The sequence below is a fragment of the Nocardia sputi genome (genome assembly GCF_023501985.1).
Genome location: NZ_JAMFLC010000017.1, coordinates 96,613 through 122,768 on the forward strand (window position 1 = coordinate 96,613; position 26,156 = coordinate 122,768).

21 protein-coding genes are annotated in these 26,156 nt (G+C 68.6%); 16 read left to right on the forward strand and 5 right to left on the reverse strand.

The genetic code is table 11. The features are described from left to right. The first annotated feature begins 421 nt into the window (after positions 1–421). From M8859_RS22325 to M8859_RS22335, 3 genes are read left to right on the forward strand one after another with little or no spacing between them, the layout of a single operon-like run. Positions 422–664, forward strand: coding sequence for a hypothetical protein (locus M8859_RS22325; protein WP_051168537.1), 243 nt, complete (start codon positions 422–424; stop codon positions 662–664). Next, a complete protein-coding gene (locus M8859_RS22330; protein WP_249644111.1) occupies positions 661–1,197 on the forward strand; it encodes a hypothetical protein in 537 nt (178 codons plus the stop codon). The genes M8859_RS22325 and M8859_RS22330 overlap by 4 nt, the downstream gene beginning before the upstream one ends. Beyond that, complete coding sequence (locus M8859_RS22335) at positions 1,194–1,403, forward strand: hypothetical protein (protein ID WP_249644112.1); 210 nt, start codon at positions 1,194–1,196, stop codon at positions 1,401–1,403. Before M8859_RS22330 ends, M8859_RS22335 begins: the two co-directional genes overlap by 4 nt. A gap of 129 nt (positions 1,404–1,532) precedes the next feature. Here the strand turns inward: M8859_RS22335 and M8859_RS22340 are convergent, their stop codons facing one another. Together M8859_RS22340 and M8859_RS22345 are read right to left on the reverse strand one after the other, a co-directional pair. Beyond that, positions 1,533–1,781, reverse strand: a complete 249-nt coding sequence (locus M8859_RS22340) for a ribbon-helix-helix protein, CopG family (protein ID WP_249644113.1) — start codon at positions 1,779–1,781, stop codon at positions 1,533–1,535. A 109-nt stretch (positions 1,782–1,890) separates the two neighbouring features. Then, positions 1,891–2,544 (reverse strand): Uma2 family endonuclease, encoded by a 654-nt coding sequence (locus tag M8859_RS22345; RefSeq protein WP_249644114.1) that lies wholly within the window; start codon positions 2,542–2,544, stop codon positions 1,891–1,893. A gap of 283 nt (positions 2,545–2,827) precedes the next feature. Between M8859_RS22345 and rpsH the strand changes: the two genes are divergently transcribed. The 9 genes from rpsH to map all read left to right on the forward strand — a co-directional run bounded on the left by rpsH (position 2,828) and on the right by map (position 8,407). Continuing rightward, positions 2,828–3,226: a 30S ribosomal protein S8 gene (rpsH, locus tag M8859_RS22350; RefSeq protein ID WP_039795549.1), complete on the forward strand. Its 399-nt coding sequence runs from the start codon at positions 2,828–2,830 to the stop codon at positions 3,224–3,226. Between the two features lie 14 nt (positions 3,227–3,240). After that, positions 3,241–3,780 (forward strand): 50S ribosomal protein L6, encoded by a 540-nt coding sequence (gene rplF / locus M8859_RS22355; RefSeq protein WP_159922818.1) that lies wholly within the window; start codon positions 3,241–3,243, stop codon positions 3,778–3,780. Between the two features lie 2 nt (positions 3,781–3,782). Then, a complete protein-coding gene (gene rplR, locus M8859_RS22360; RefSeq protein ID WP_159922820.1) occupies positions 3,783–4,190 on the forward strand; it encodes a 50S ribosomal protein L18 in 408 nt (135 codons plus the stop codon). Positions 4,191–4,260: 70 nt separating this feature from the next. Then, on the forward strand, positions 4,261–4,920 hold the full coding sequence (rpsE, locus tag M8859_RS22365; protein WP_159922822.1) for a 30S ribosomal protein S5: 660 nt from the start codon (positions 4,261–4,263) through the stop codon (positions 4,918–4,920). Continuing rightward, the gene (gene rpmD / locus M8859_RS22370; RefSeq protein WP_039795559.1) at positions 4,920–5,099 is read left to right on the forward strand and encodes a 50S ribosomal protein L30; all 180 of its coding nucleotides are present in this window, start codon (positions 4,920–4,922) and stop codon (positions 5,097–5,099) included. The genes rpsE and rpmD overlap by 1 nt, the downstream gene beginning before the upstream one ends. A 1-nt stretch (position 5,100) precedes the next feature. After that, positions 5,101–5,544 (forward strand): 50S ribosomal protein L15, encoded by a 444-nt coding sequence (gene rplO, locus M8859_RS22375; RefSeq protein ID WP_195139484.1) that lies wholly within the window; start codon positions 5,101–5,103, stop codon positions 5,542–5,544. 171 nt (positions 5,545–5,715) lie between these two features. Then, positions 5,716–7,038 carry a preprotein translocase subunit SecY gene (secY, locus tag M8859_RS22380; RefSeq protein WP_249644115.1) on the forward strand — a complete coding sequence of 441 codons (1,323 nt, stop codon included), beginning with the start codon at positions 5,716–5,718 and terminating at the stop codon, positions 7,036–7,038. Next, on the forward strand, positions 7,035–7,580 hold the full coding sequence (locus M8859_RS22385) for an adenylate kinase (protein ID WP_159922828.1): 546 nt from the start codon (positions 7,035–7,037) through the stop codon (positions 7,578–7,580). Before secY ends, M8859_RS22385 begins: the two co-directional genes overlap by 4 nt. Positions 7,581–7,609: 29 nt before the next feature. Further along, on the forward strand, positions 7,610–8,407 hold the full coding sequence (gene map, locus M8859_RS22390) for a type I methionyl aminopeptidase (protein ID WP_249644116.1): 798 nt from the start codon (positions 7,610–7,612) through the stop codon (positions 8,405–8,407). A 749-nt stretch (positions 8,408–9,156) separates the two neighbouring features. Here the strand turns inward: map and M8859_RS22395 are convergent. From M8859_RS22395 to M8859_RS22405, 3 genes are all read right to left on the reverse strand, one after another. Next, on the reverse strand, positions 9,157–9,588 hold the full coding sequence (locus tag M8859_RS22395; protein ID WP_159922832.1) for a DUF4254 domain-containing protein: 432 nt from the start codon (positions 9,586–9,588) through the stop codon (positions 9,157–9,159). Continuing rightward, a complete protein-coding gene (locus tag M8859_RS22400) occupies positions 9,585–10,043 on the reverse strand; it encodes a DNA-directed RNA polymerase subunit beta (RefSeq protein WP_159922834.1) in 459 nt (152 codons plus the stop codon). Before M8859_RS22400 ends, M8859_RS22395 begins: the two co-directional genes overlap by 4 nt. Before the next feature lie 360 nt (positions 10,044–10,403). After that, the gene (locus tag M8859_RS22405) at positions 10,404–11,927 is read right to left on the reverse strand and encodes a hypothetical protein (RefSeq protein ID WP_223518775.1); all 1,524 of its coding nucleotides are present in this window, start codon (positions 11,925–11,927) and stop codon (positions 10,404–10,406) included. 166 nt (positions 11,928–12,093) lie between these two features. Here M8859_RS22405 and dtd point away from each other — a divergent pair, with 166 nt between their 5' ends. The 4 genes from dtd to M8859_RS22425 all read left to right on the forward strand — a co-directional run bounded on the left by dtd (position 12,094) and on the right by M8859_RS22425 (position 26,131). Next, positions 12,094–12,537, forward strand: a complete 444-nt coding sequence (dtd, locus tag M8859_RS22410) for a D-aminoacyl-tRNA deacylase (protein WP_249644117.1) — start codon at positions 12,094–12,096, stop codon at positions 12,535–12,537. Between the two features lie 179 nt (positions 12,538–12,716). Then, entirely contained in the window at positions 12,717–13,040 is a 324-nt protein-coding gene (locus tag M8859_RS22415) for a hypothetical protein (protein WP_249644118.1), read from the forward strand. A 13-nt stretch (positions 13,041–13,053) separates the two neighbouring features. Beyond that, positions 13,054–13,554: a YbaB/EbfC family nucleoid-associated protein gene (locus M8859_RS22420; protein ID WP_249644119.1), complete on the forward strand. Its 501-nt coding sequence runs from the start codon at positions 13,054–13,056 to the stop codon at positions 13,552–13,554. 37 nt (positions 13,555–13,591) lie between these two features. Further along, complete coding sequence (locus tag M8859_RS22425; RefSeq protein ID WP_249644180.1) at positions 13,592–26,131, forward strand: WXG100-like domain-containing protein; 12,540 nt, start codon at positions 13,592–13,594, stop codon at positions 26,129–26,131. Positions 26,132–26,156: the final 25 nt, after the last annotated feature.

The window sequence follows — 26,156 nt, forward strand, 5'->3', positions numbered from 1 at the left end:
CCTGAATATGCGGATCTGGTCTGTGAGGCCGTGGTCCGGCTGGTGTGCTGTGCGTGCGCCAGGCCGCTGAACAGGGTTTTGTCGGTTCGAAGCGGCGAAGCGTTCCGCGATAGGGCGTACATCCGACTTACTCGACGGCAGGGGGATCACCATGCAGGAAGGCCCGTTTCGAGACACCCCGACCACCCGGTGCGCGTTCTACCGCCGTATAGGCGGACTCGCTGCGGGCGTTGACCCGCACACCGGACGCATCACGGTCCCGGCCGGAAGCGTATGGGGATTGGGGATGGCTGGGTATCTCGGTCATGAGGTCCGCGAGGAACTCCGGCGGCGTGGATGTGCGACAGGACCGATCGTGTCGTACCCGAGATCACGAAGCTGGGTCTTCCTTGTGCGACCCGATCTACCGGACTCTCCCACGGTGTTCGCCCAGCTGTATCGGGCCGGTATCGCGGTCTATGGTCACGGCCGGGTGATCGCTTTGCCATCTCCGGCCGACCGTCCTCCGGCGGTGCGGCATTGGGTCGAGCGGCCTCGCGACGGCTTCCGGCCCTCGGCGATGGTCGTGGTCACGGCGATCAGCCGATGCCTTCCGCCGCGAGCGATCGACTTGTCGGTGCTCGGCGCCGCAGGAGCTTCCGCGCCCACCAGGGGAGTGCGATGACCGTCGACCCGCGAACGCATCTGCACGAGAACGGATCTCGTGAGCTGTGCCTGCCCGGCACTCGAGCCTTCTTCGATATCTTCAACGGCCGGACGCGGCCCGCGGGCGCGATGATGGTGTCGGCCGTGGGATTGCTCGGCGTGTGGGTGCGGCATTACGAGCGCGGCAAGCGGGGTCGTCCGATGGACCGACGGCTCGCCTATCTGATGGACCTCCACATCTGGGCAATCGACCGACATGTCGAGGATCTGCTCGCGGCGGCGGGCCGAAAGGGTTACCGGCCCGCCGCTGACGCGCAGGAAATGCACTACTCCTATGGCGAGATGGTCAGCCTGCTCACGGCGGACTTCGTGCGATGCCGTCGCGAGGAGCGGCAACTCGGCGGGATCAGCGACGACCAGGTGCTCCACCATGTGCGGCACTGGGATGGGTTCAACGCCATGGTGGACGCGGCGGCCGCGGGGCGAGTACGCCTCGGTGCTTCGCGCACCGCGCAGACTGGGTCTTCCGGACCGCAGGAGCCGAAGACGTGACGACTCCACGCCCGGAGGAGCCAGATGTCCACTTGCGGGTCCAGCTCGACGGCGTGAGTCTGGACTTCGCCGCCTGCCACACCGCAGCTATGCGGTTCATTCGCGAGTGGCGCGCCGTGCGGCCCGCTGCCGACCTCACGGTGATTCCGGGTAGCACAATCGCGTTGCCGCGACTGCCGTGCGAACGCCTCTACCTCGAGCCGTGAAGGCGCTGACCAATCGCCAGTCCGACCATGACCACCAGCTCCCCTGCGATGGGGCTTCGCGAGTGGCACACCATCGAGAGGTCTACTCGGCCGATGGCGCAGTGGTGTGCCACTCGCGAACGGCGCGCCTCATCGGCGGTCTGGGTTTTCGCCGAAGTTACCGGCGAGGATGTCGTCGACGCGTGCGGCGAGTGTGGGATCGTTGCTGGCGAAACGCCTCAGACGCAGATGCTGGGATCTGCGGCGTAGCCGCAGTGCAGCCGCATGGATCGCCTGGCGGATGATCTCCGCATCGCTGACGCCGGTTCGCGCCGATGCGTCCTTGATGACGGCCAAATCGTCGGCATCCGCGTACACCGTGATCCGCTCGAGAGGCATGTGCACACTGTGGCAGAGGCGGTCGCGGACGCGCGAGCGGAAGCCGCCACGAGGATACGGCGGGGTACCTGGGAGATTTTTCGCTTGGGTGGTCCCACCGCCGGCGACGTCAGAACTCCAGGTCCGACCACGGGATGTGGATCGGGAACGGGAAGTCGATGGTGATGGCGTCGGAGGCGTTCGGTGACCACTCGCCGATCAGGAGGTAGTTGGCCGGATGCAGCGGTTGGACGTCGTGTGGGAGCTTGCCGGGGGTGGTTTCCAGTGCGTACGCGCGGATCATTGCGATGGTGCTCTTCGTGCGCGCGAGCGTCACCTCCCAGTACCAGGGGATGCCCGCATCGGCGTAACGCCTCTGCTCGTCGAAAGGATCGATCTCGTTGCTCGACGGAGAATGGATTCGGCCCACGAGTAGCACGTCTTGGGCGTGGATGTCCTGGTAGGGGGCGTCGAGGCGGCGGTAGACGACGACGTCGGGGGTGACGAAGTCCGACTTCCCGGTCTCGCCGAAGAACACGTTGGTTTCGAAGTCCACGCGCCACCAGCTTTGGGGCTGCTCGGCCATGCCGTCGCGTGCGCAGCGCTTGAGTGCGCTGGTCAGCGCGAAGGTGAAGGCTTGGTGTTCGGCGGGTCCGCGCCGTCGCCAGACGACGCGCCCGTTCCACAGTTCGATCTGCGCGGCGATCTCTTCGGGTAGCTGCTCGAGATCCTCCCAGGTCATGAACTCCGGCAGGTCGGGGCGTTCGACGCCTGGACTCGACATGGTCTTATGCTAGCCCGGTCACCGGCCATTTCCGCTGGTCATGAGCGGGACGAAACCGGGTGCTCACAGACCCCGATTTTGCCTCGGTGAACCCCTTGCCTACACTAGAGCGGTTGCCTGGGCACCTCCATGCCCGCATGCGTGCGCTCGGGCGATCGAACCTCCTCCGGTCGGCAAGTGTCGGCCGGACCATCCGAATTGTCGTAGGCCCACCGCCGGACGTGCCGATGCGCACGGCGGCGTTGTATGGGAACCGCGGCGAGAAAGGTGTCTAGGTCGAACCATGACCATGACTGATCCGATCGCAGACTTCCTGACACGTCTGCGCAACGCCAACTCGGCGTACCACGATCAGGTGAAGGCTCCGCACTCGAAGCTCAAGGCGAACATCGCCGAGATCCTCAAGCGCGAGGGCTACATCGCCGATTACCGGACCGAGGACGCACAGGTGGGCAAGACGCTCATCGTCGACCTCAAGTACGGCCCGAGCCGTGAGCGCAGCCTCGCCGGCGTGCGCCGTGTCTCCAAGCCCGGTCTGCGCGTGTACGCGAAATCCACCAACCTGCCCAAGGTGCTCGGCGGCCTCGGCGTGGCGATCATCTCCACGTCCTCCGGCCTGTTGACCGACAAGCAGGCGGCCAAGCAGGGCGTGGGCGGCGAAGTCCTCGCCTACGTCTGGTAAGGGAGGTCAGGACAATGTCGCGTATTGGTAAGAAGCCCATCGCCATTCCGGCCGGCGTCGATGTCGCCATCGACGGCCAGGACATCTCGGTGAAGGGGCCCAAGGGCTCCCTCTCGCTCACCGTCGCCGAGCCGATCACCGTCGCCAAGGGCGAGGACGGCCAGCTCGAGGTCGTCCGTCCGGACGACGAGCGCCGCAGCCGCGCGCTGCACGGCCTGACCCGCACCCTCGTGTCGAACATGATCGTCGGTGTGACCCAGGGCTACGAGAAGAAGATGGAAATCTTCGGCGTCGGCTACCGCGTCGCGCTCAAGGGCCAGAACCTCGAGTTCGCCCTGGGCTACAGCCACCCGGTGCCGATCGAGGCGCCCGAGGGCATCACGTTCGCGGTGGAATCGCCCACCAAGTTCTCCGTGTCCGGAATCGACAAGCAGAAGGTCGGCCAGATTTCGGCGGTCATCCACGGCCTGCGCAAGCCCGACCCGTACAAGGGCAAGGGCATCCGCTACGCCGGCGAGGTCGTTCGCCGCAAGGTCGGAAAGACGGGTAAGTGATCATGGCGCAAACCGCAAACCAGAAGGCCAAGCGCATCCCCCTGGGCAAGGACGTGTCGACGCAGCGTCGCCTGTCGAAGACTCGCCGTCACTTCCGCCTGCGCAAGAAGGTGGAAGGGACCACCGAGCGTCCGCGCCTGGTGGTCAACCGCTCCTCGCGTCATCTGCACGCGCAGCTGGTCGACGACTCGGTCGGCAAGACCATCGCCGCCGCCTCGACCATCGAGGCCGACGTGCGCGCGCTCGACGGCGACAAGTCGGCCAAGAGCAAGAAGGTCGGCGCCCTACTGGCCGAGCGTGCCAAGGCCGCCGGTGTCGAGGCCGTCGTGTTCGACCGTGGTGGGCACGACTACCACGGCCGGATCGCCGCACTGGCCGATGCCGCTCGTGAAGGTGGGTTGAAATTCTGATGCGTAGCCTGCGGAGCATCCAGGAAACACAGCTGAGCGTTCAGCTGATCATGAACGGAAGGAACGTCTGATGCCGGGACGTCAGAGGCGTGACGGCGGAAGCGGACCCGCCGGACAGAATGGCAGCGCCCCCGAGGGCGGCCGCGGCGACCGTCGCGGTGGCGGCGACCGCCGGGGTGGCGGTGACCGCCGCGACAGCGCCGCCGAGAAGAACCAGCTCGAGCGGGTCGTCGCGATCAACCGCGTCTCCAAGGTCGTGAAGGGTGGTCGGCGCTTCAGCTTCACCGCCCTCGTGATCGTCGGCGACGGCAACGGTCTGGTCGGCGTCGGCTACGGCAAGGCCAAGGAAGTTCCCGCGGCCATCCAGAAGGGCGTCGAGGAGGCTCGCAAGAACTTCTTCCGCGTCCCGATGATCGGCTCCACCATCACGCACCCGGTTCAGGGTGAGGCGGCCGCCGGTGTGGTCATGCTGCGTCCGGCCTCGCCGGGTACCGGTGTGATCGCCGGTGGCGCGGCTCGTGCCGTGCTGGAATGCGCCGGTATCCATGACATTCTGGCGAAGTCGCTCGGCAGCGACAACGCCATCAACGTCGTGCACGCGACTGTCACTGCCCTCAAGCAGCTGCAGCGTCCCGAAGAGGTCGCGGCTCGCCGTGGCCTGCCGCTCGAGGACGTCGCTCCTGCCGGCATGCTGCGTGCGCGCGCTCAGGCTGCCGGAGGTGTCAAGTAATGGCAGATCTCAAGGTGACCCAGATCAAGAGTTCGATCGGCGCCAAGAAGAATCAGCGGGACAGCCTCAGGACCCTCGGTCTGCGCGGTATCCGCAAGACCGTGGTCCGCGAGGACAACGCCCAGAACCGCGGGCTGATCAACGTCGTGCGCCACCTCGTGACCGTTGAGGAGGTCTGACATGACCATCAAGTTGCATCACCTGCGTCCGGCTCCCGGATCCAAGACCGCGAAGACCCGCGTGGGTCGCGGTGAGGGCTCCAAGGGCAAGACCGCGGGCCGTGGTACCAAGGGCACCAAGGCGCGCAAGAACGTGCCTGCCGCCTTCGAGGGTGGGCAGATGCCGCTGCACATGCGGCTGCCCAAGCTCAAGGGCTTCACGAACCCGTTCCGCACGGAATACCAGGTCGTGAACGTCGGCGCGATCGCGAAGCTGTTCCCCGAGGGTGGCGAGGTCGGCAAGGCCGAGCTCGTGGCGGCCGGTGCGGTTCGCAAGAATCAGCTGGTCAAGGTCCTCGGCGATGGCGAGATCGGCGTCGCGGTCCAGGTGACCGTGGACAAGGTCACCGGTTCGGCGAAGGAGAAGATCACCGCCGCCGGTGGCACCGTCACCGAGCTGGGCTGACGGTACTCTGCATGACAGCGGCATCGGACGAGTGAAGGCTCGTCCGGTGCCACTGTTAGAGTTCAGTAAGTTGTCTGCCAGCCTCGTCGTGGTTTTCGGCGTCCCTTCTGTGTCGAGCAGGGACATCGCTGAACATCCATGTCATGACCATGTCGTTCGCCAGGAGGATCAGTGCTTTCCGCCTTCGTATCGGCCTTCCGGACTCCGGACTTACGGCGGAAGATTCTCTTCACGCTGGGGTTGGTCGCGTTGTACCGCGTCGGTGCCGCGCTGCCGTCCCCTGGCGTCGACTACCAGGCGGTCCAGGAGTGCATCGACTTGGTCTCCGGCGGTGAGTCCGCCGGAATCTACCAGCTGATCAACCTGTTCTCAGGTGGTGCGTTGCTGCAGCTGTCGGTCTTCGCGATCGGCATCATGCCCTACATCACCGCGAGCATCATCATCCAGCTGCTCACGGTCGTCATCCCGCGGTTCGAGGAACTGCGCAAGGAAGGCCAAGCCGGCCAGTCCAAGATGACGCAGTACACCAGATACCTGTCAATCGCGCTGGCGATCCTGCAAGCCACCGGCTTGGTCGCCCTGGCGGCCCGCGGCCAGTTGCTGCAGGGCTGCCAGCAGGACATCCTGGCCGACACCAGCATCTTCGGCATGATCATCATCGTGCTCGTGATGACCGCGGGCGCGGCGCTGGTGATGTGGTTCGGCGAGCAGATCACCGAGCGTGGCATCGGCAACGGCATGTCGCTGCTGATCTTCGCGGGCATCGCCGCTCGCATCCCGACCGAGGGCAAGGCGATCCTCGACAGCCGGGGCGGCTTGGTGTTCGCCCTGGTGTGCGTCGCCGCGCTGGCCGTCATCGCCGTCGTGGTCTATGTCGAGCAAGCGCAGCGCCGGATTCCGGTGCAGTACGCCAAGCGCGTGGTCGGCCGGAAGATGTATGGCGGCTCCTCGACCTATCTGCCGCTGAAGGTGAACCAGGCGGGTGTCATCCCGGTCATCTTCGCCTCGTCGCTGCTGTACCTGCCGAACCTGGTCGCGCAGCTGACGGGAGCGCAGAACAACCAGGATCCGAGCTGGTGGCAGGAGATGATCCAGAAATACCTGGTGAATCCGAGCAACCCGGTCTATATCGCGATCTACTTCGGTCTGATCGTGTTCTTCACCTACTTCTACGTCGCGATCACCTTCAACCCGGAGGAGCGCGCCGACGAGATGAAGAAGTTCGGTGGCTTCATCCCGGGCTACCGGCCCGGCAAGCCGACCGCCGACTACCTCAACTACGTCCTGAGCCGTATCACCCTCCCCGGCTCGATCTATCTCGGTCTGGTCGCCGTGCTGCCGAACGTGTTCCTCGACATCGGTTCCTCCGGTGGTGTCCAGAACCTTCCGTTCGGCGGTACCGCGGTGCTGATCATGGTGAGCGTCGGTTTGGACACGGTGAAGCAGATCGAGAGCCAGCTGATGAATCGAAATTACGAAGGGTTCCTCAAGTGAGAGTTGTACTGCTCGGTCCGCCGGGCGCCGGTAAAGGCACCCAGGCTGTCCTGCTGTCGGAGAAGCTGGGCGTTCCGCACATCTCCACCGGGGACCTGTTCCGTGCGAACATCAGCCAGCAGACCCCGCTGGGTCGTGAAGCGCAGAAGTACATGGACGCGGGCGACCTGGTGCCCAGCGACGTGACCAACCGGATGGTGGAGGCGCGGGTCAACGAGCCCGACGCCGCCAACGGGTTCGTACTGGACGGATACCCGCGCACGGTGGACCAGGCCGACGCGCTGGAGAAGATCCTTGAGGACATGAACACCAAGCTCGACGCGGTCCTGCGCTTCGTCGTGCCGGAGGACACCGTCGTGGCGCGGATGCTCTCGCGCGGTCGCGCCGACGACAACGAGAACGTCATCCGCAACCGGCTCCGGGTGTACCGCGAGGAGACCGAGCCGCTGCTGGATCACTACGACGGCTTGGTCGTCTCGGTCGACGGTGTCGGCGAGGTCGACGACGTCAACGCGCGGGCACTTCGCGCGCTGGGCCACTGAGCCGGCTCGTGATGGAGCACTGAGGCCGGATGGTCTTCAATCGCAAGAAGAAGGTCGTGCCGTTCCGCACGGCAGGTGAGCTGGATGCCATGGCGGCGGCCGGCGCGATCGTCGGCCACGCTCTGGTGGCCGTGCGTGCGGCAGCCAAACCCGGGGTGTCCACCCTGGAGCTGGACGAGGTCGCCGAGCAGGTGATCCGGGAGGCGGGCGCGGTGCCGTCCTTCAAGGGCTACCACGGCTTCCCCGCGTCCATCTGCGCGTCGGTGAACGATCGCGTGGTGCACGGGATTCCGACCTCCGAGGAGATCCTGGTCGAGGGCGATCTGGTGTCCATCGACTGCGGGGCGATCCTCGACGGCTGGCACGGTGATTCGGCCTGGACCTTCGGCGTCGGCACGATCATCGAGGCCGACCGGCTGCTCAGCGAGGCGACCAAGTCTTCGATGGAAGCGGGCATCGCGGCGATGGTGCCCGGCAACCGGCTGACCGACGTCTCGCACGCCATCGAGCAGGGCACCCGGGCCGCCGAGAAGGAACACGGGCGCGCCTACGGCATCGTCGACGGCTACGGTGGTCATGCCATCGGACGAGAGATGCACCTCGATCCCTTCCTCGCCAACGAGGGAGAACCGGGGAAGGGTCCGAAACTCGTGGTGGGGTCGGTGCTCGCGATCGAGCCGATGCTCACCCTCGGCACCACCCAGACCAAGGTGCTCGGCGACGACTGGACCGTGGTCACCGTGGACGGCAGCCGTGCGGCACATTGGGAGCACACGGTCGCCGTTACCGAGGACGGACCCCGGATCCTCACGCTGCGTCCGGAGTAGCACGGCCGTCGGGCGGCCCGACTCGGCGACACTGCGCGGCGAGGAAACGAGCCGCACCGACGCCAGGATTCCTGGTCGATCCCGCCAAGTGGCCGCGTGCCGGCACTATGCGCCGACACGGCCACCGGTCGATACCCGGCATTCGCCGGATCGGTGACGTCGTTCCTTGCACCCGCGTCCTGCGCGTCGAGCCGAAGCAGTGCGCTCGGGGCGGTGCCCGTGCGGGGTGGAAGGGTTACTCCTCCTTGGTTCGATACTGTTCTGAACGATGCCGTCAGCGTATGGCCGGGCAAGTGGCGGCGACGTGAGTAGGCCGCTACTCGAATTCGCTTGGCACGCGCCGCAGTTCGATGTGATCGCGTCGGCCGGCTGACTCTGCGACGGTGACGGCGACACCCGTGACCTGGGTGTTTCGTGTGCGTAGGTAGTCCGCTCGGTCCGCGGCGCGCGGCGTCGAAGTGACGATCGACAGATAAAATCCGCCTTCGGCTGTCTCCGGGCGATAGCGCGGACAACCCTTGATACGGCTTGAACGACCCGTTACTCGGGCGATATCACCGGTGTGTGCGATCGGGGTGTGGCCGTCGAAGGCTCGGCGGTGCGCCGATGCAGATGCGGGAACAGCAGCGTTCGAACTCCTGCTCCCGGAACAGCGGATGGCTGGGGGAGAGCTACTTGTCCGCTGGGTGGCTGGGGACCGTCCGGACTCCCCAGCCATCCACCATGCGGATGGGGAGCCGGGGCGGAAATTACGACGCGCCGGGAAGTCTCCGCACGCCCGCGCAGACCTCGGCGGCAAGGTCGTCGTAACCGACGGCCAGTTCCGCCAAGCGCTGCCAGGCATCCCACAGATCCCACTCCGAGGCGCTGGCCAGAGCCGCGTAGGCGTTCGCGGTGAACTGGGCGAGGCGGTCGATCACGGCGCCGACGGTCTCGGTGTGCACGTGCGCGGCGCCGTGCGCGGGCGGCAGTTGCACAGTGATCCAGCGGTCGATGTCGCGAATCAGGCTCGCTCGCAACGCATCTATCTCGTCGAGCGATTCGCAACCCGCGCTGAGTCTGCGCTCGTGCAGCGTGGTCAGTTCGTGCGCACTGCGCAGCAGTGGGTTGCTTTCGTGCAATTCGCCTCGGCAGGCTTGCAATACTTGATGTTTCGCGGGCAGGGCGGCACTGGTCGTCATCGCCGAACCGTTCTCGTGCAGGCCCGGACGGTGTCGATGATGGACGAGCCGGAAGGACGGAAACGGCTGCGCGGAGCGATGATCCAGTGTCGATAGCCCGCATCGGCATCGGCGGGTGAGGGCAAGGCGATCTCGCCGCCGCTGGGCACGATCGATACGTTCAAGCGGAACAGCTCCGCGAACAGCCGCACGTCGTCGGGTAGATCCGGGCGGGTCAAGAAGGTCCACCGTTTGGAACGCACGTGAGAGATGATCGGACCCATATCGATTCGGCGATGGGTGAGGTCGTCGCGAACTTGCTGCCCCAGCGCGGCGGGCATCGTGATCGCGCCGACGAAGCCGGCGCGCAGGACGATACGGCCGATATCCGGATGAACTCCGGCGGGCAGGTCGCAGGTGTGTCGATAGTAGGCGCATCGGGCGGTCGGGGTGTCCGCCAACGCCAGTTGGTCCATGAGGCCCTCGGGTAGCTTCGTGTGATTGTTTACAAGCCGCCCGGTCGGCGCTGCGGCAGCGATGCTGTGATCCGGAGCACCGTGCGGGCGTTGTCTCAGTAGAGCACTCCATGGAACAAATCAAACATTCCGTTCAATTAGTTCTCGAGAAATTCGTTCGCCCGCTGGTTACCGGTGGGTGCGGTAACCAGCGTGGTCCGGTGCGCGGCCACGCGTTCACTTCGGCGTACATATTTCCTGGTCAAATGACCTATGCGGATGCGAGAGCGGAAACCTCGGGCATTTTGTTCACCGCCACCGCGACCATGGGCGCTACCTTGCCGCAAATCGATCCCGCGCCAGGGGCATCCCTACCGCGGCTCAGGGCGTGGTGCGGAAGAACAGCACTCGGTCGCCGTGCTCGGACAGTGGCGTGTGCACACTGATCTGGCGCAGCCCGCTGTCCGGCAGATAGGTGAGGTTGGCGAACACCTTCGTGTTGCCGAAGGCCGCGCGCAGTTTGGATTCGGTCGCCCGGTCGGGGTTGTAGAGGGCCAGCATCTCGAAGTTCAGTGGTGCGAGCGGTTTGTCGAGGGGAGCCTGCCCGGCCGGACGTCCGAGCGCGGCGTACTGGGTGGCCGCGCCGTGCTCGTACCAGCACAGTTCGTAGGCGACGTTCTCCGTGACCGTGATGGCCGCGACCGGCCAGTCCTGGGAGAGTCGCAGCGCCAGGGGATTCTTCGCAACCGGCGTCAGCTCCCAGTTCAGGCTCAGGACCGTCACCCAGCCGCCGTAGGGCTGGTCGATCAGCACGATGTCGTCGCCCAGGGTGGTCGAGGTGTTCAGTTCGGGTTCGCGGGTCTTCCAGTTCGACTCGTGGGTGCCGAAGTAGCTCTCGCGATCGAGCGGGTAGGCGTCATCGACGGCATAGGCGGCGATGATCGCGGCGCGCACCTGGGCGATGGCGTCGCGTTCCGGTAGATACACGCTCAGCGCGCCGAAGGTGGAGCCGATCTGCACGGGCATCGCGGGCTGATCCTGCTCGGCGCCCGGCGCGAGCGGCCGCAGGCCGACCAGGGCCAGCTTCCAGTTGATCTCCTCGACGGTCGACAGGTCGCCGGAGGACTTGAACATGACCTGCTGCTGGGTCAGGCGACCCGCCTGTTCCAGCGTGCGGCAGCCCAGTTCGAGCAACGCTCGGTGCGACTTCGGGGTGAGGTCCAGGTCCTGGATGCCGCACGCGCGCAACCGGATCGACATGGTGGTCGAGGTCAACGCGGCGTACCGCTCCCGGTACATGGCGATGGCCTGCTTGCGCGAACGGCCGACCATGAGCGTCCGCAGCAGCGTGCTCAGGCTGGCCAGGTATTTGCCGGACAGCTCCGGGTTCGCCGCGGCCAGGGAGGCGCGGATGCGGGCCGCCTCCTCGGTCGCGGCGACCGCTGCGTCCTGATCCAGCCTGCCCAGCCAAACCCCGCATTTGGACAATCCGTCGGCGCACGGGCCCGCGACCTCGGGATGCGCTCGCGCCACTTGACGGTAGACGTCACAGGCGCGCCGGATCGTCGTGGTCGCCAGCTCTCTGCGGCCGCTGTGCCGTGCCGCCTGCTCGAACGAGCGCAGCGCGTCGTTCAACTCGCCGGCGAGACGGGCGGTCAGCACTTGGCCCCGGGACAGCAGGCGCAGGCGGATCGCCACCGCTTCTTCGGCGGGCGCCAGCGCCTCCCTCGTGCGGTCGCGCGTGGAGCCGTTGGTCTTGGTGGCGATCAATCCCTTGGCGAGTTCGCCGAGGGAGGTGGCCAAGCGCAATTCGGACTCGACCGTACGGTCGAGCGCCGCATACCGATCCGCAGCGATCTGACGCTCCATCGCGTCCAGATCCATCGCGCTCCTCGTTTCCAGCATGATCCTCCGCCAACGCGCGGCAACCGCGCAACGCAACCGTCTGCGCACCGAGTTTGTCATGGTTGCCGCCCGCGCGCACCTGTATCCGGCCAGGCAGACAGGGCCGTGCGGCGGGCGGCCACCCACGGGTCGGCCCGTGCCGGACGAGAAGGCATGATCGAGGGCTGTGCGAGCCCTATTACAGCGCGTGAGCTCGGCGCAGGTAACCGTCGACGGCCAGGTCGTCGGCCGTATCGACCCGGCGGCCGACGGGGTCCCGCACGGCTTGGCCGCCCTGGTCGGCGTGACGCACTCCGACACCGAGGAGACCGCGAAGGCATTGGCCGACAAAGTGTGGCGGCTGCGCATCCTCGACGGCGAGCGATCGGCGGCGGATCTGCGCGCGCCGATTCTGGTGGTCAGCCAGTTCACGCTGTACGCCGACACCAGCAAGGGGAGGCGCCCGTCCTGGTCGGCGGCCGCCCCACGGGCGATCGCCGAGCCCCTCGTCGACCTCTTCGCACACACGTTGCGCGAATTCGGAGCGACGGTCGCCACCGGACGGTTCGGTGCGCACATGCACATCGACTTGGTGAACGATGGCCCGGTCACCCTCATGCTGGAGATGTGAGCGGTCGCTACCGGAAATCGTTGGCAGCGGCTGGATCCGATGACCTGCGCCGCGGTCGACCGGGAACGCAGTCTGTCCGCAAACGCCGAGGAAGATCCCGTTCACGTTGACGTCACCGGTGATTAGTCATCCGGTGTTACCGTGGGTGGGAAGGAATCGAGGGTGGAGGAGCGGACGCGATGGCGGACAATGTCGAATTCGATGAGCATCTGTTCCGCAAGGCGGCCCAGAAGACGGGGCATGTCCAGGACCGGGTGACCGGCATCATCGACAGGTTGAGCACGTCGATCGCCTCGCGCGGAAACTGCTGGGGCAACGACACCATCGGCCGCACCTTCGCCAACGGTCCTGACGGCCAAGGCGGTTACACCACCGCCCGCGACAACCTGATCAAGGGCGGACGCAACGTGGCGGGGACATTCGGCAACTTCAGCGAAGGACAGAGGAAGACGGCCGACCTGCTGCGGGACATGGAGCAGGGCAACCGCGACGGCGTGCGGTGATGCGGGGCCCCCGATGACGAACGAGCAAGTCAAGTCGGACTTGGCCGAGATCCTCGACGGTGTCCAGGAACAGATGCGGATCATCGCCCGGTTGCAGCAGGAGCGCGCCGAACTCACCGGCCGCGCGACGGTGCGCGGCAAGCGGGTGACGGTGGTCGTGAACGCCGACAACACGGTCATCGATACCCAGTTCGGCGCGAACATCGAGGACCTGAGCTATGCCGAGATCGCCAAGGCGATCACCGAGGCCGCGCAGCAAGCCAGCGCCGATGTGGCCCGCAAGACCCGAGACCTCATGGCGCCCCTCGATACTCACCGCGCACGAATGCCGAAGTTGTCCGATCTGGTCGAGGGCATGCCCGACCTGCGGGCACCGGAACCGGTCCCCGCCCCGACGGCGCCGCCGAACGCCCGTGAACGCAGGGATTTCTCAGACGGCAGCGGCATGCGTTTCACCGACACCGAGACCGTAGAACGCGATCGTGGTGGATCGGTCACCGATTCGAGCTGGTGAACTCGGTAGCCGCACCGGGCGATCGAGGTAACCGGCCATGGCTATCGAGCTGCCCGCGGCACTGAAGTACCTCGAGCCGATCGTCGGCATGGAGTGGCCCGAGGGCAACGAGGACCAGATGTGGGCCTTGGGCGGTGACTGGCGTACCGCCGCGAGCGAGTTGCGCTCGGTGATCCCCGACATCGAGGCGGCCAAGAGCGCCTCGACGACCGCGTATCCGTCAGGTGACGGTTACGAGGAAATGGTCAAGGCCTTCGACAGCTTCCTGCAATTCAGCGGAAGCAACCCGCAAGACGACCAGACGCTGGCGAAGCTGGCCGACTACTTCAAGGAGATCGGCGACTCGGCCTACGACGTCGGCACCGAGATCGAGTACGGCAAGTTGATGTACTGGTCCTCGCTGGCGTTGCTCGCGGCCGAGCTGGCGGCCTCGTTCTTCTCCGGTCCGTTCAAGCCCGCGGTGGACGCGGCGGCGATCGCGCTCACCAGGATCGCGGTCCGCATCATCGGTCAGCGGTTGGTGCAGGCGGTGATCCAGCGGGTCGGGCGGATCGTCGCGAACCGGTTCGTGAATTTCCTGCTCCGGCATGTCGCGATCGACACGATCCTCGGCACCATGCAGGAACTGGGGGTGCAGGCCTACCAGGTGGAGCAGGGGCACCGCAAGAACATCAACGTCGAACAGGTCATCGTGACCGCCGTCAGCTCCGCGGCGGGCGGTGCGGCGGCCGGACCGCTGGCCGAACGGGTCGGCAACGCGCTGACCCGGAAGTTCGGCCCGGAATTCAATCCGTATCTGCACGGCGCGATCACCGGGACGACGGCGGGATTGGCGGGGGCCGGAGCGGGTTTCGTGGCCGCGACCGCGACTCAGTTCGGGTTCGACGTGGCCACGGACGGGTTGGACAAGGCGCTGCAGAACCTGGGGAACACGCCGGTCGACTGGCGGATGTTCACCGCCGGCGCCTCCAACGGCGCCATGACCAGCGTGACCAAGGTCGGTTCCGCTCAGATGTGGAACAAGCTGATGCCGACCACGATGAGTCGTCCCGACCTGGGAACCCGGCTGGACAGTCTCTTCGCCGACGTGGGGCCACGCGTGGGTTTCCGGCCCGATGGCGCGGGAACGCCCGGAGCGGGTGACGGCAGCGGCCTGGCTCCCGGTGCTGGGACACCCGACCTCGCGGGTGGGTCGAACAATCCGGGGGGATCGAACGGTGCGGGTGCGCCGCGCGCCGGGATGCCCGCCGCCGGGAACAGCAGCAACACAGCGACGAGCCCCGCGAACTCGGATACGTCACGCTCCGGCGCAGCCGACGATACCGCTGCCACTGGTGGAGACCAGGTGTCGAGCGCCGACTCCAATGGGGCGCGGCAGGACGGCAATCAGGCCGGGCGCGACGGTGGGTCCACCACGGCGACATCGACATCCGGTGATCAGGGTTCCTCCGGCGAGCGTGCGTCGTCGGGGGAGCGAACATCGTCAGGCGAGCAGTCCTCGTCGAGTGAGCAGTCCTCCTCGGGGGAGCGGTCCACATCGGCGGAGCAGTCCTCGTCCGGGGAGCGGTCCACGTCCGACACCGGGGCGGGACTCGCCGACGAAGGAAAGCAAGACCGCGGGGCAGGCGCCGATCGTTCTGAGGAATCCAATATTGCTGCGGGACAACAGAACAGCGCCGTGTCGGGGGATCCGGCGGGTACGCAGCGCGGCACCGTCGATGGCGTGCAGAGCCCGGAGACACGGTCGCTGTCGGACGCGCCGACGCCGAGCGCGACGCCGGTCGCGGGCACCCCGCTGACCGGCCCGGCGGCCACACCGCCCACCGGGCCGACCACTGCGAGCGTGCCACCGTCCAGCAATGTGGCGCCGGGAACGGCGGCGTCGCCCGCTTCGCCCGGATCGAGCGACGCGCGGCCCGCGCCGGCCGCGGATCCGCGCGGCCAGGCCGCCGCGCCGGACAGCGACGCGGGTCGCAAGGCGCCCTCCGACAGGGTCCGGGCCGGGGTCGCGGATCGCGGCTCACGTTCGGGCGGCGACGAGCCCGCCGTGCGGGCGGGCAAGGCCGACTCCGAGGCGCCGCGCGCCGAGGGTGAGTCCCGCCAGGACGGGCAGACGCGTCGAGAAGGGGATACGCGCAGCGACGGTGGGACGCGCCAGGCGGGTGCGGACCGACCCGAGGACGAGACTTCGCGATCCCGCGCCACTCCGGAATCCGACGACGGCCGACGCGACAGCGCCGAACCACTCGTGCTGCCGCTCGCCGGTGAAACCGGCGAGTCCAGAACCGCGCGCCGCCCGGGTCCCGACACCGATGGTCCGGCTCGCAGGAACTCGGACGACACCTCCCGGAACGATCCGGAATCCGATGCTCCGCGACAAGATTCGAGGAACCGCGGGGAGTGCGCCCGGCTCTCACTCGAGGAGATCCAGCAGGCCACCGGAAGCAACACCATCCGGCCACCGGACGAGCCGGTCGGCGAGCGCGGCATGTCGCTGCGTGACATCCAGCAGGCTGCGGGTGGCCGCCTGTGGGACTACCCGGACGGCGGACCCGACCAGCCTCGCCACCAAGGCATCGCCGACGAACTGCTGCGAATGGCCGCTGGGATGGATCCGCGCGATATCGCCGAAGGCCGTGGGCCGCGCGCCCTGGTGGTGGACGAATACGTCGGCCCGGTGGACGAGCACGGGGTCGGCGCCCATGCCTATACCCTGACCGTGCGCATGGATCCGGACACCGGCGAATTCCACATCGAGGTGTCCGATCCGGCGGCGGGAAGCCGCAGAGGGTTCCCGCCCGACCTGCCGATGGACGTCCGCACGGTGTCGGCGATCCTGTTCGACGGTGCGGGAAACGCGTTGCGGCCCAGCGGATCCGACCCGCGAGTGCGTCCGACCGACGACCGCCCGATCTACAACCCCGACGGCGAGATCGCCGGTCGGAGCGGCGACGAATCGCCGAAGCGGTTACAGGCACGGATGCGGGCCGAGATGGCCGACATGCGCGCCCGAGGAGAGGCCGAGCGCGCGCGGCGCCTGCGCGACCTGCTGGGCCGCATCGACGACGCGGATCTACCGGAAGGAGTGTCGAGGCGGTCGCTGCGGGTCAGGGCCGCGCAGGCGGAATGGCATGCCCGCGAGTTCCGCAAGAACGCCGACACGTGGTGGCGGGTTGCGGGCGGCAGACCCCCGGACGATGCCCGGATACCGCCGCGTTCGCCTGCGGACCCTGCGCCGGCTTCGGAACCTTCTCGCGTCGGTTCGAACCCATCGGACCCGGCACGGATTCCGCGGGGCGATCGCGATCCGGACGCCGAGGACGAGGCTCGGCGGCCATCCGATCCGACGACCCCGCCGCGCGACGCGGACGACGCAGCGCCGGCGCCGGAGGATCGGAGGGTGGCGCCACCGGCCCGCGACGGTGCGCAGCACGATGACGCGGCACAGACCTCGCACGACCCCACACCCGACGAGACGCCGGATTTCCTCGGTGAATCCGACGACGTCGAGGAGCGATTGGAGCGCGGAGCGGACGACGATGTTCCGGCCGGCATGTTCCGCGACGCCGACGGGCTGCTGCACAAGTTCGGCGATCGTCCCGACTCCTACCGTGATCCGGACGGCACGTGGCACCACGAGGACGACGGTCCGGGCACCTACCGCGACGACAGCTTCCGGTTGCGCAACGCGCAGAACAATGAGTACATCTCCGATCATCTGACGAAGCGGCCGTACCGGTTCCTGGCCGATCCCGGCCCCGAGCGTGCGTACCCGGTGGTCGACGAGGTGATCGCCGAGCAGATCGCGAAGGCGGTCACCGAGCGCAAGACGTTGCAGGCGCAACGCGACGCGGCCAATGCCGCGGTCAAGCGTCATATGGCGGAGTTCGGGATCGAAGAGATCAGCGACCTCGCCGAGAACCAACTCGCCAAGCGGGTGGAGAGTCTCGAGATCGAGATCCTGGAGTCGGAACTCTCCGACGACGAGAAGCAAGCGAAACTGGATCGTCTCGGCGCGATGGAGCGCAACGCCGCGGAGTTCAACCGGCTGGGTCCGCCGCTGGTGAAGGCGTCGAAGACACTCGGCGAACTGGGCGGCAGGGCATTCGCGCTCGATGCGGATCAGCGGCCGGGTGCGGTGCTGCTGGCCCCCTTCGAGGGCGCGATCGATGGTGCGGACACCGTCGACATCGCGGTGCTGGTCCCTGGTGCGGACGGCGGGCCGCCGAGGCTGGTGGTGATCGAGGCCAAGGGCGTCGGTTCGCAGCTCGGTGGCTCCAAAACGGCCGAAGCGCAGCAGGGTTCGCCGGAGTATCTGCGCCGCACGGCCGCGATCGATAAGAATCTGCGGCGGATCCTGACCGAGACGCCCGAGGAGATGGCCGCGCGCGGTGTCGATCCGGACAGTGCGGCGGGCCGCGCCCTGCTGCGGGCACGTGAGCAACTGCTCCAGGCGCACCGGGACGGGACGCTCGAGGTGGAATACCACCTCGTGCACGTCTCCAAGAACGGGCACGTCACCGCCAGCCAGTTCAATCTCGAACGTGACGGTGTGCTGGTGCGCATCGACGTCATCGGCGGGATCGAATCGCCCGCGCTGGTGCGAACACCGGATCAGGCGACACCCGCCGACGCACCGGCACGCGCTGCCGACGACTCGGCGCTTCCGCCGCAAAGCGACAACGGTGATGCCGCGTCCGCTCGGCAGCTGCTCGGCGTGCCGGGCGAGGACGAATGGTCGCCCCTGAGTCCGGAGGAGGTCGGCGAGCGGCTGCGGGAGCACCTGCGCGACGCGATGGACGATCCCGGATTCGAGGTCTTCGGGTTCGACCTGCCCGGTCTCGATCCCGAGGTGGTGCGGGAGTACGCCAGGGCGATGGTCGATCTGTTCGACCGGTACCCCACCGTGGACCTGCGCAGTGTCGGCATCGGCGGGCTGCCGCCCAAGGTGATCGGCATGGCGCAACCGCGGCTGGATGCCTCGGGGCGCATGTTCACCGACTCGATCGTTCTCAGTTACGACCACGCGACCAGCGCGCAGACCTTCCGGGATCGGATGCAGGCCGGTGTCGACAACGGCCGGTTCTCCTCGGAAGTGTTGCGCCGTCCGGTGCGGGCCGTCGTAGCGCACGAGTACGGTCACGCCCTGGACTACGCGAGTCAGCAGAGTGCGCGGCATCGAGCCGAGGAATTCCTGTACGAGCGCTATCTGGACGACGGCACCCGCATCCCCGGTCTCGGTTTCGAGGACTGGCTCGACCAGCTCAGCGGTCACAGCTTCGACCGCGACGGCGACCTGCGGCCGGAAGAGGCGCTGCCAGAGGCGTTCGCCCACGAGGTGCTGCGTCGTGACGACGACGATGCCGACCCGCTCAGCGCCCCGGCGCGCGCGCTCAACGACCTGCTGACCCAGCTGGCCGCCAACCCGCCGGACACCGCCGAGACGCCCCTATCGCTGGAACCCGACCACCTGGGTCCGCCGGCGGATGAATCCCCAGCGCGCGGTGGGGCGAAGAAACCACCGGACGGTTCGGACGGTGTGCCGGAGCCGGGTGATCGAAAAGTGGCGTCGCTGGACCGCGACGGCCCGGACGACAGCCCCGAGCCTCCGGAAACCGGGACGGCCGATGGCGGGGCGAACAAGCCACCCGCCGATCCGCCCGCCCGTACCCCGGACGAACCGAATGACGGCGGCGACGACCGCGACGAGGAGTCGGCGGCGAACGACACCACCCCGATCGCTCCGGAGCACGCTACGGCTGGGCATCGGCCCGAGGGCACGGACGAGCCGGGCGACGCTGACACCGCGCAACCCGTCTCCGGTGACGGCGGCGCCGGGAAGCCCCCCGCCACACCGCCTTCGGCAGACGAGCCCGGTGACGAGCCGGGCCCGCGGTCGGACTGGTACTTCCGGATGCGGATCGAACAGGCCGACTGGGAGGCGGACATGGCGGCCGACCATGCCGCCTGGCTGCGCGAGCTGGCCGACGCCCGCCCAGACGACCCGTGGTCGCGATTGCGCGCCGAACAGGCGGAATGGAATGCCCGCATGGCCGCCGATCGCGCGGCCTGGCTGCGGCTGGTGGAGGCCGAGAACGACACATGGTCCGCCGCCGTCGAGGCGGATCGGTTGCGGCGCGCCGCCGACGCCGACCGTGACGATCCGTGGGCCGAACTCCGCGCGCAACAGGCGGAGTGGAACGCCCGGATGGCGGAGGACCGGGCACAGTGGCTGCGCAGGCTCTACACGCCTATCGGGACCGCGTCACAAGACGATTCGGGGGTGGGCACACCGGACTCCGGTTCGCCGGCGCGTCCCGGTTCCGTGTCCTCGGCCGACGCACCCGCCGTCGCACCGGAAGCGGGCGCAACGCCGCGCGCGGCGGACGAGTCGCGCACCGGCGACGTCGATGCGGCCGAGGACCCGCGCGACCGGATGTCGCCCGAGATCCGTGCGGAATACGACCGGCTCGCGGCCGAACTCGAGCAGGCACAAGCGCGGCGAGCCGAACTGCGGCAGCGTCGCGACGACCTCGCGTCCCGGTTCCCGATCGATGACGCCGACGACTGGGCGGCCCTACGACCCGCACCCGACGGACTGGACCGGACGCTGGAGGACCTGCGCGGCCGGACCATGCCGGTCACCGAGATGCCGGAGCGGCTCGCCCGGATCGACGAGCTGGAACAGGCCGCGCGGGACTTCGCCGAGGCCGACGCCGAAGCCGCCCGCCTGGAGACGGAACTGGCGAACCTGGAGCTGTCCACCACGCCGCTGGCCCGATACGACCAGCTCGTCCAGCAGCGCCAGACACTGACTCGCGAACGCGAATTCTGGCGCGCCAAGCGCGACGACAGGGCCGCGCGCTGCGACCGCTGGGGCGAAAACGTCCGCTTGGAGGACTCGGCGCTGCGCGGTGATCAACTGGAAACCACGATCCTCCAGCTGTACGAGGCGGCCAACGTCCGGACCATCGACGACCTGGGCGGCCTCGACGACGCGCCGCACACCGACCGGGTCGCGGCGCCGCCGCTGGAGGCCGAGCACCGCAGGCAGGTGATCGGGAAGCTCGCGGCCGCCGCCGAGCGGGTCAACCAGCTCGACGAGCAGATCGAGCAGGTAGACCAGCAGATCGCCGATCTGCGCCAGGCCGGCGTCGGAACGGAACGGTCTCGCCCGCAGGACGTGATCGACGCGCTGGAAGAACTGGCGCAGGCCAGGGCCGACGCGCTGCGCGAGATCAAGCCGCGCAGGCACGAGCGCGACGACCTCGCCGCCCGTCTCGGCCTGCTGGACGAGCAGGGACGGGTCGACCAAACGGCCGGTGAGCCGGACCGGCTGGACCGGACCGTGGCCGACCTGCGCGCGGCGGTGCGGGACGGGGTCGCCGACGGAACGCTGTCCGGCGAGGATGCCGCCGCCCGCCGCCGGGACATCGCCGCACTCGACGCCGTCGCGCGGGAGGTGAACACCGCGCACAACGCGATCGGCCGCATCCAGGACGACATGGCCAGGGTGGCGGGCGCGTACCGCGACCTCGTCGAGCGCAGCGGCGGCCGGATGGTGACGGATCGAGTCGGCATCGTCGACGGTGAGCGACCTCGCGTCATCGTGCTCGGTCCCCGGCCCGACCCGGACGCGCCGCGCGCCGACCACGACGCCGCCCTGGCCGCCGCCCTGCGCCGCAGCTCTGATGTGGCGCAGGCGATCGTGCGGCCGGAGACCACGGTCGAATACCGGCGGGTGCTCGCCGACCGCGAGGACAACGTGCGGGCGGAGGAGATGGACCCGCCCGAGATCGAACGGTTGAGCACCGGTTGGGTCGGTGGCCGCCGCCTGGACATCACCTCCTGGCGCGACGCCGACGGCGTGTGGCACCACGTCGATCCGACCCGTCCGGACTGGGAGTTCGGGCGCGACCGGTCCGAGCTGCCCAAGAAGTTCACGCCGAAGGATCCGCCGGACGGTGTCAGCGGGTGGGCGATGGAAGATGTCGTCAACGACATCACGCTGCCGACCGACGACGTCCCGGCGGGCAAAGTCCCGGAAAGCACTCTGCCGGTGCACATGCCGCAGGCGCCGTCGCAGTATGACACCTCGGGCGTCGACCCGAACGACCTGTTCAGCCAGCACTGGGGCGCGGATTCGTACAACGTGGTGCGCCTGCTGTTGATGGCGGCCCAGGTGCCGAAGCATCCGGCGGTGAAGGCGTGGATCCAGCGTCATCCGGAGATCGGCGAGTGGGTGCGGGCGCGGCCGTGGCTACAGCACCTGCCGCCGTTCGGCACGGTGTTCCGCGACTACGCGTGGTTCGCCCCGCCGCGGCGCAACATTCAGCCGATGCACCGGCCGTGGATCGCGGCCGACCATGTGCCGCCGGGTGACCGGGTCGACATCCCGGCGGGCTTGCAGCGCGAGTGGGACCGCGACATCGCGGCCTGGCAGCGGGTACAAGACTGGGCGGACGCGGAATACCAGCGGTTCCTCGCCGACGACAGCGACCTCGACGGGATCGCAGACGGCATCGACAGACATCGGCGCGCCGAGCAGGAAACGCGGGCACGCGAGGTGGTCGACATCGTCGCGCGGCAGCTGGTCCTGCGGCAGCCGGGCATCGACCCGCTCGGCGACGTGAACGCCCAGCTGTCGCGCATCCAAGACGAGATCGACCGAGTGGCGGGCGAAGTCGCGGACCGGTTCGCCGCCGAGGATCCCGAGGCCGTCCGCGACACGATCGAGGACATCCGCGAACTGCTCGCCGGCGGTAGCGATCCCGAACAGCTCGCGGCCGCGCTCGCCGAGCACATGCGCGACGACGTGCCGACGTTCACGCGCGAGGAACTGGCGCGGATCAAGAACCACCTGATGGCCGACGAGCACCGGGTTCGCGACCACGCCGACCCGCACGGCCGGTATGTGCGCACGAGGATGGATCGCCTCGCCGATGTCGCCGAGGCGTGGAACCGCCTGATCGACGGGGCTCCGCTGCCCCAGGACTTCGTGCTGCTCAACGACATGCTGGCCGAGGCGCGTTTCCTCGCCGACAATCCCGGGGCGACCTGGCAGCAAGCCAATGCCCACGCGATCGCGCTCGGGTTCCACTGGGACGCCGACCGCCCGCCGCTGACCGGATGGCGCGCGGGCATCCCGTACGCTCCGGCTCCTCTTCCGCCGAACCCGGGTTACCTGCCGCCCGCGCCGGGTGCGCTGGGCGCGCCGCGTCCGCAGGGGCCGACCGGTGGCCCCGTGGAAGGTCCCGGAGGTGGCGGCGGCCGCCCGCGGGAGGAGCCGTCGCGTCCGCGGGAGGAGGCCGAGTCCTCGGCGCCGCAGCCGAGTGCAGACGGCGGCGCGCGGAAACCACCGGAGGACCCGCCAGCCGCGCGGCGTCAGGACGAGCCCGACGACTCCGGCGACGGCGAGCAGGCCGTGCCGGAGGAGTCCGGGGGCCGCGAGCGTCTGCCGGAGCTGCCGCCTGGCATCGCGCGTCCGGACGAGCCCGGGTTACCGCCGTCGTCTTCCGCGCGAGACGATGCCCACCGGGTGCTCGCCGAGCTCGACGCGCTACACCGTCGCATCGACCAGCAGCTCGATGATCTGCTGCGCCGGGCGAGTTCCGACCTGGACCGGATGCAGCAGCGCGCTCTGGACCGTCTCGCCGACATCGAAGCCGAGGTCACCGAACGGTTCGACGAGCTGTCCGCGCGGCTGCGCCCGGACCAGGCCGCGTCCGAAGGCTCAGCGCCGCCGCTCGGATCACCCGCGGCTCGCCTCGGCGCGGAGCCGGATGACCGGGCCGAGGCGGCGCTGGAGCGCATCCGCACGCAGTTCGATGAAGCGGCCCGCCGCACCGACCGACAGTTCGACGAGCTGCTCCGCGACACGCTCGCCCAGCTCGACGGGGTCGCGGCGGATCTCGATCAGCGCTTCGACGCCGCCGTCTCCCGGCTCGACCAGCTCGCCGCCGGAACGGACGATGCGGCCCACCCCTCTTCCGAGGCGCAGGCGCTGGACGATTTGCACGAGCGCCTGATAGCCGAGCTGGACGAGATCCACCGCCGCGCCATGGACCGGCTCGCCGGACTCGAACGCGAACTTGCCGGATCATCCACTCCCGACCCGGTCGATCTCGACGCACCACCCGCGCCGTCGCGGCCACTTACGGCCGGGCACCCCGGCGCGGGTACGCGCGTCGGCGACCCGGCGTCGCCGACAGCGGTTCGCGGTACCGAGGAATCGGCGCGTGCAGGAAGAGACGTCGATCGCCTGTCCAGGCAACGGGGTTCGGCAGCGCGGGAGTTGGCTGATGCGCAGGCGAATCTCGCGGAGGCTCGGCGTGGTCTGGTGGTGAACGATGCGGATTTGACGCGGGATGCGTTTGATGACGCGCTCGACGATTTACGCGGGCGCACGATGCGGGTCGACGAGCAGCAGCAATGGCAGGAGCGGGTTGCGGAGCTGGAGCGTGCCGCGCGGCGGGTCTTCGATGCCGAGGAGTCGCCCCGCGCCGATGCCGAACAGGAGCGCCTGTCCGCCCAGCGGGATGCCGCGGCGCGAGCGTTGACCGATGCCCAAACTGACTTGGTTGCGGCTCGGCGGGGTTTGCCGGTCGACGACGAGGATTTGGCGCGGGATGCGTTGGATGACGCGCTGGCCGGTTTGCGTGGGCGCACGATGCGGGTCGATGAACAAGGGCCGTGGCAGCAGCGGGTTGCGGAGCTGGAGCGTGCGGCACGGCGGGTGTTCGGTGCCGAGGACGAACTCGCCCGGGCTGAAGACGCGGTGCGTCGGGCTGATCACGCAACGGGGCTACTTTCGAACGATCAGAGCGGCACAGCGGTTTCGCGTGGAGCGGATGGTGAGGTCGGGGAGTCGGCGTATGCCGAAGCCGATGCCGAGCTGGGACGCTCGATCGCCCAACGGGACGCGGCGGCGCGAGCGTTGACCGAAGCGCAAGCTGACTTGGTTGCGGCTCGGCGGGGTTTGCCGGTCGACGACGAGGATTTGGCGCGGGATGCGTTGGATGACGCGCTGGCCGGTTTGCGTGGGCGCACGATGCGGGTGGATGAGCAGGGGCCGTGGCAGCGGCGGATTGCGGAGTTGGAGCGTGTCGCGCGTCAGGTTTTCGATGCCGAGGACGAGCTCGCGCGGGCTGAAGACGCGGTGCGCGAGGCTGATCGGACAAGGTCTGTGCAACGTTCGGCACAGGAAGGACAGCCGGGTTCTCGGGCGCGCCGAGATGGCGGGGAACCGGATGTAGAGATGCCGCGTCCGGAGAGCGAGGGCGACCAGGACCCGCCCGAGGGTGGGGTTCGCGCGAGCCGTGACGGTGACCAGCACTCGCCGGAGGGTAGGGCTCGGTCGAGCCGAGACGGTGATTCGGAGCCGCCCGAGGATTCATCGGGTCCGGCTACGGCGCGCCCCCACTGGATGCCGCCGAATTGGGCGCTGCGCTCACACATTCCGCACCCGCCGAAGGACTACGAGTTCGAGATGCCGGGCCCCTTCCACAACGAGGTGGAGCCGTGGCCTGTCCCGATGCCGCAGCCGCCGCAACCTCCGAGGCCGCCCCAGCCGCCGACATCACAGGTGCCTTCTCAGCCGCCGGTTCCGCCGCAGCCGCCGGTTCCGCCGCAGCCGCCGGTTCCGCCGACGCCGCCGGTCCCGCCGCAGCCGCCGGTTCCGCCGACGCCTCCGGTCCCACCCCAGCCGCCGGTTCCGCCGACGCCGCCGGTCCCGCCGACACCTCCCGTCCCGCCTGTTCCGCCGGTTCCGCCGACGCCACCGGAGCCGCCGACGCCTCCGGTCCCACCGGCACCTCCCGGCCCGCCTACACCTGGCCAGCCGACCTCGCCGTACCCGCCGGTGCCGCCAGGACCTCTACCGCCGTACCCGTCGGTGCCGCCAGAGTCACCGCCCTCGTACCCGTCGGCACCGCCCTCGTACCCGTCGATGCCGGCTCCGGAGCCATCCGTTCCGCCCTATCCAGGACCATCCGCACCGCCGTATCCGCCGTCGCTCCCGGGTTGGCCCGGTCACTCGAACGGCCCGTGTCATCCCGACGGCACGGTCCCGCCGATGCCACCGGGTATGCCGGTGCCCCCGATCCCGCCCGGCATGCCGCCGCCACCGGCGGGCGGTAGCCGACGGACCAACGGCCGCGGGCCGCACGGAAACGGGCACAGCCAGGATTCGGCACGGGCTCTCTTCGTCCGCCCGTTCGCGGGCTTCGGTGTGCCCGCCGAGTTCGACCCGACGACCGGCGCGTTGCGTGCCAACCCGTCCGAGGCGAGCGGGCACAGCGGCGTCTACGGTGAACTCGGCGGGGTCTCGGTGGTGTTCTATCGGCACGGCGGCAAGCTCGCGCTGCGTGTCGGTCATCGCACTGTCGACCTCGACGGGCCCGTCGAGGTCGAATGGGGCACCGTCGGGTGGCGGACCACCCGCTTCGCGGTGGTCGTCGGTGGTGTCGTCTTCTGCGAGCTGACCTATCGCTCGGTGCCGGAAGAGATGGACATCGGCGCGCTGGTCCGAGCCGTGGTGGCCGACCCCTTGCGACGCACCGAGATCTTCGCCGGATGACCGGAAGCCGACGATGCGGAAAGGT

Bases quoted from the DNA above. Each gene is read 5' to 3' on its own strand.
- M8859_RS22420 (WP_249644119.1), top strand. From the start codon at position 13,054: ATGACGAACGAGCAAGTCAAGTCGGACTTGGCCGAGATCCTCGACGGT.
- rplF (WP_159922818.1), top strand. From the start codon at position 3,241: ATGTCGCGTATTGGTAAGAAGCCCATCGCCATTCCGGCCGGCGTCGAT.
- M8859_RS22400 (WP_159922834.1), bottom strand. From the start codon at position 10,043: ATGGACCAACTGGCGTTGGCGGACACCCCGACCGCCCGATGCGCCTAC.
- M8859_RS22345 (WP_249644114.1), bottom strand. From the start codon at position 2,544: ATGTCGAGTCCAGGCGTCGAACGCCCCGACCTGCCGGAGTTCATGACC.
- M8859_RS22330 (WP_249644111.1), top strand. From the start codon at position 661: ATGACCGTCGACCCGCGAACGCATCTGCACGAGAACGGATCTCGTGAG.
- M8859_RS22405 (WP_223518775.1), bottom strand. From the start codon at position 11,927: ATGCTGGAAACGAGGAGCGCGATGGATCTGGACGCGATGGAGCGTCAG.
- M8859_RS22425 (WP_249644180.1), top strand. From the start codon at position 13,592: ATGGCTATCGAGCTGCCCGCGGCACTGAAGTACCTCGAGCCGATCGTC.
- rpsE (WP_159922822.1), top strand. From the start codon at position 4,261: ATGCCGGGACGTCAGAGGCGTGACGGCGGAAGCGGACCCGCCGGACAG.
- M8859_RS22340 (WP_249644113.1), bottom strand. From the start codon at position 1,781: ATGCCTCTCGAGCGGATCACGGTGTACGCGGATGCCGACGATTTGGCC.
- M8859_RS22395 (WP_159922832.1), bottom strand. From the start codon at position 9,588: ATGACGACCAGTGCCGCCCTGCCCGCGAAACATCAAGTATTGCAAGCC.
- rplR (WP_159922820.1), top strand. From the start codon at position 3,783: ATGGCGCAAACCGCAAACCAGAAGGCCAAGCGCATCCCCCTGGGCAAG.
- map (WP_249644116.1), top strand. From the start codon at position 7,610: ATGGTCTTCAATCGCAAGAAGAAGGTCGTGCCGTTCCGCACGGCAGGT.
- rplO (WP_195139484.1), top strand. From the start codon at position 5,101: ATGACCATCAAGTTGCATCACCTGCGTCCGGCTCCCGGATCCAAGACC.
- rpsH (WP_039795549.1), top strand. From the start codon at position 2,828: ATGACCATGACTGATCCGATCGCAGACTTCCTGACACGTCTGCGCAAC.
- rpmD (WP_039795559.1), top strand. From the start codon at position 4,920: ATGGCAGATCTCAAGGTGACCCAGATCAAGAGTTCGATCGGCGCCAAG.
- M8859_RS22415 (WP_249644118.1), top strand. From the start codon at position 12,717: ATGGCGGACAATGTCGAATTCGATGAGCATCTGTTCCGCAAGGCGGCC.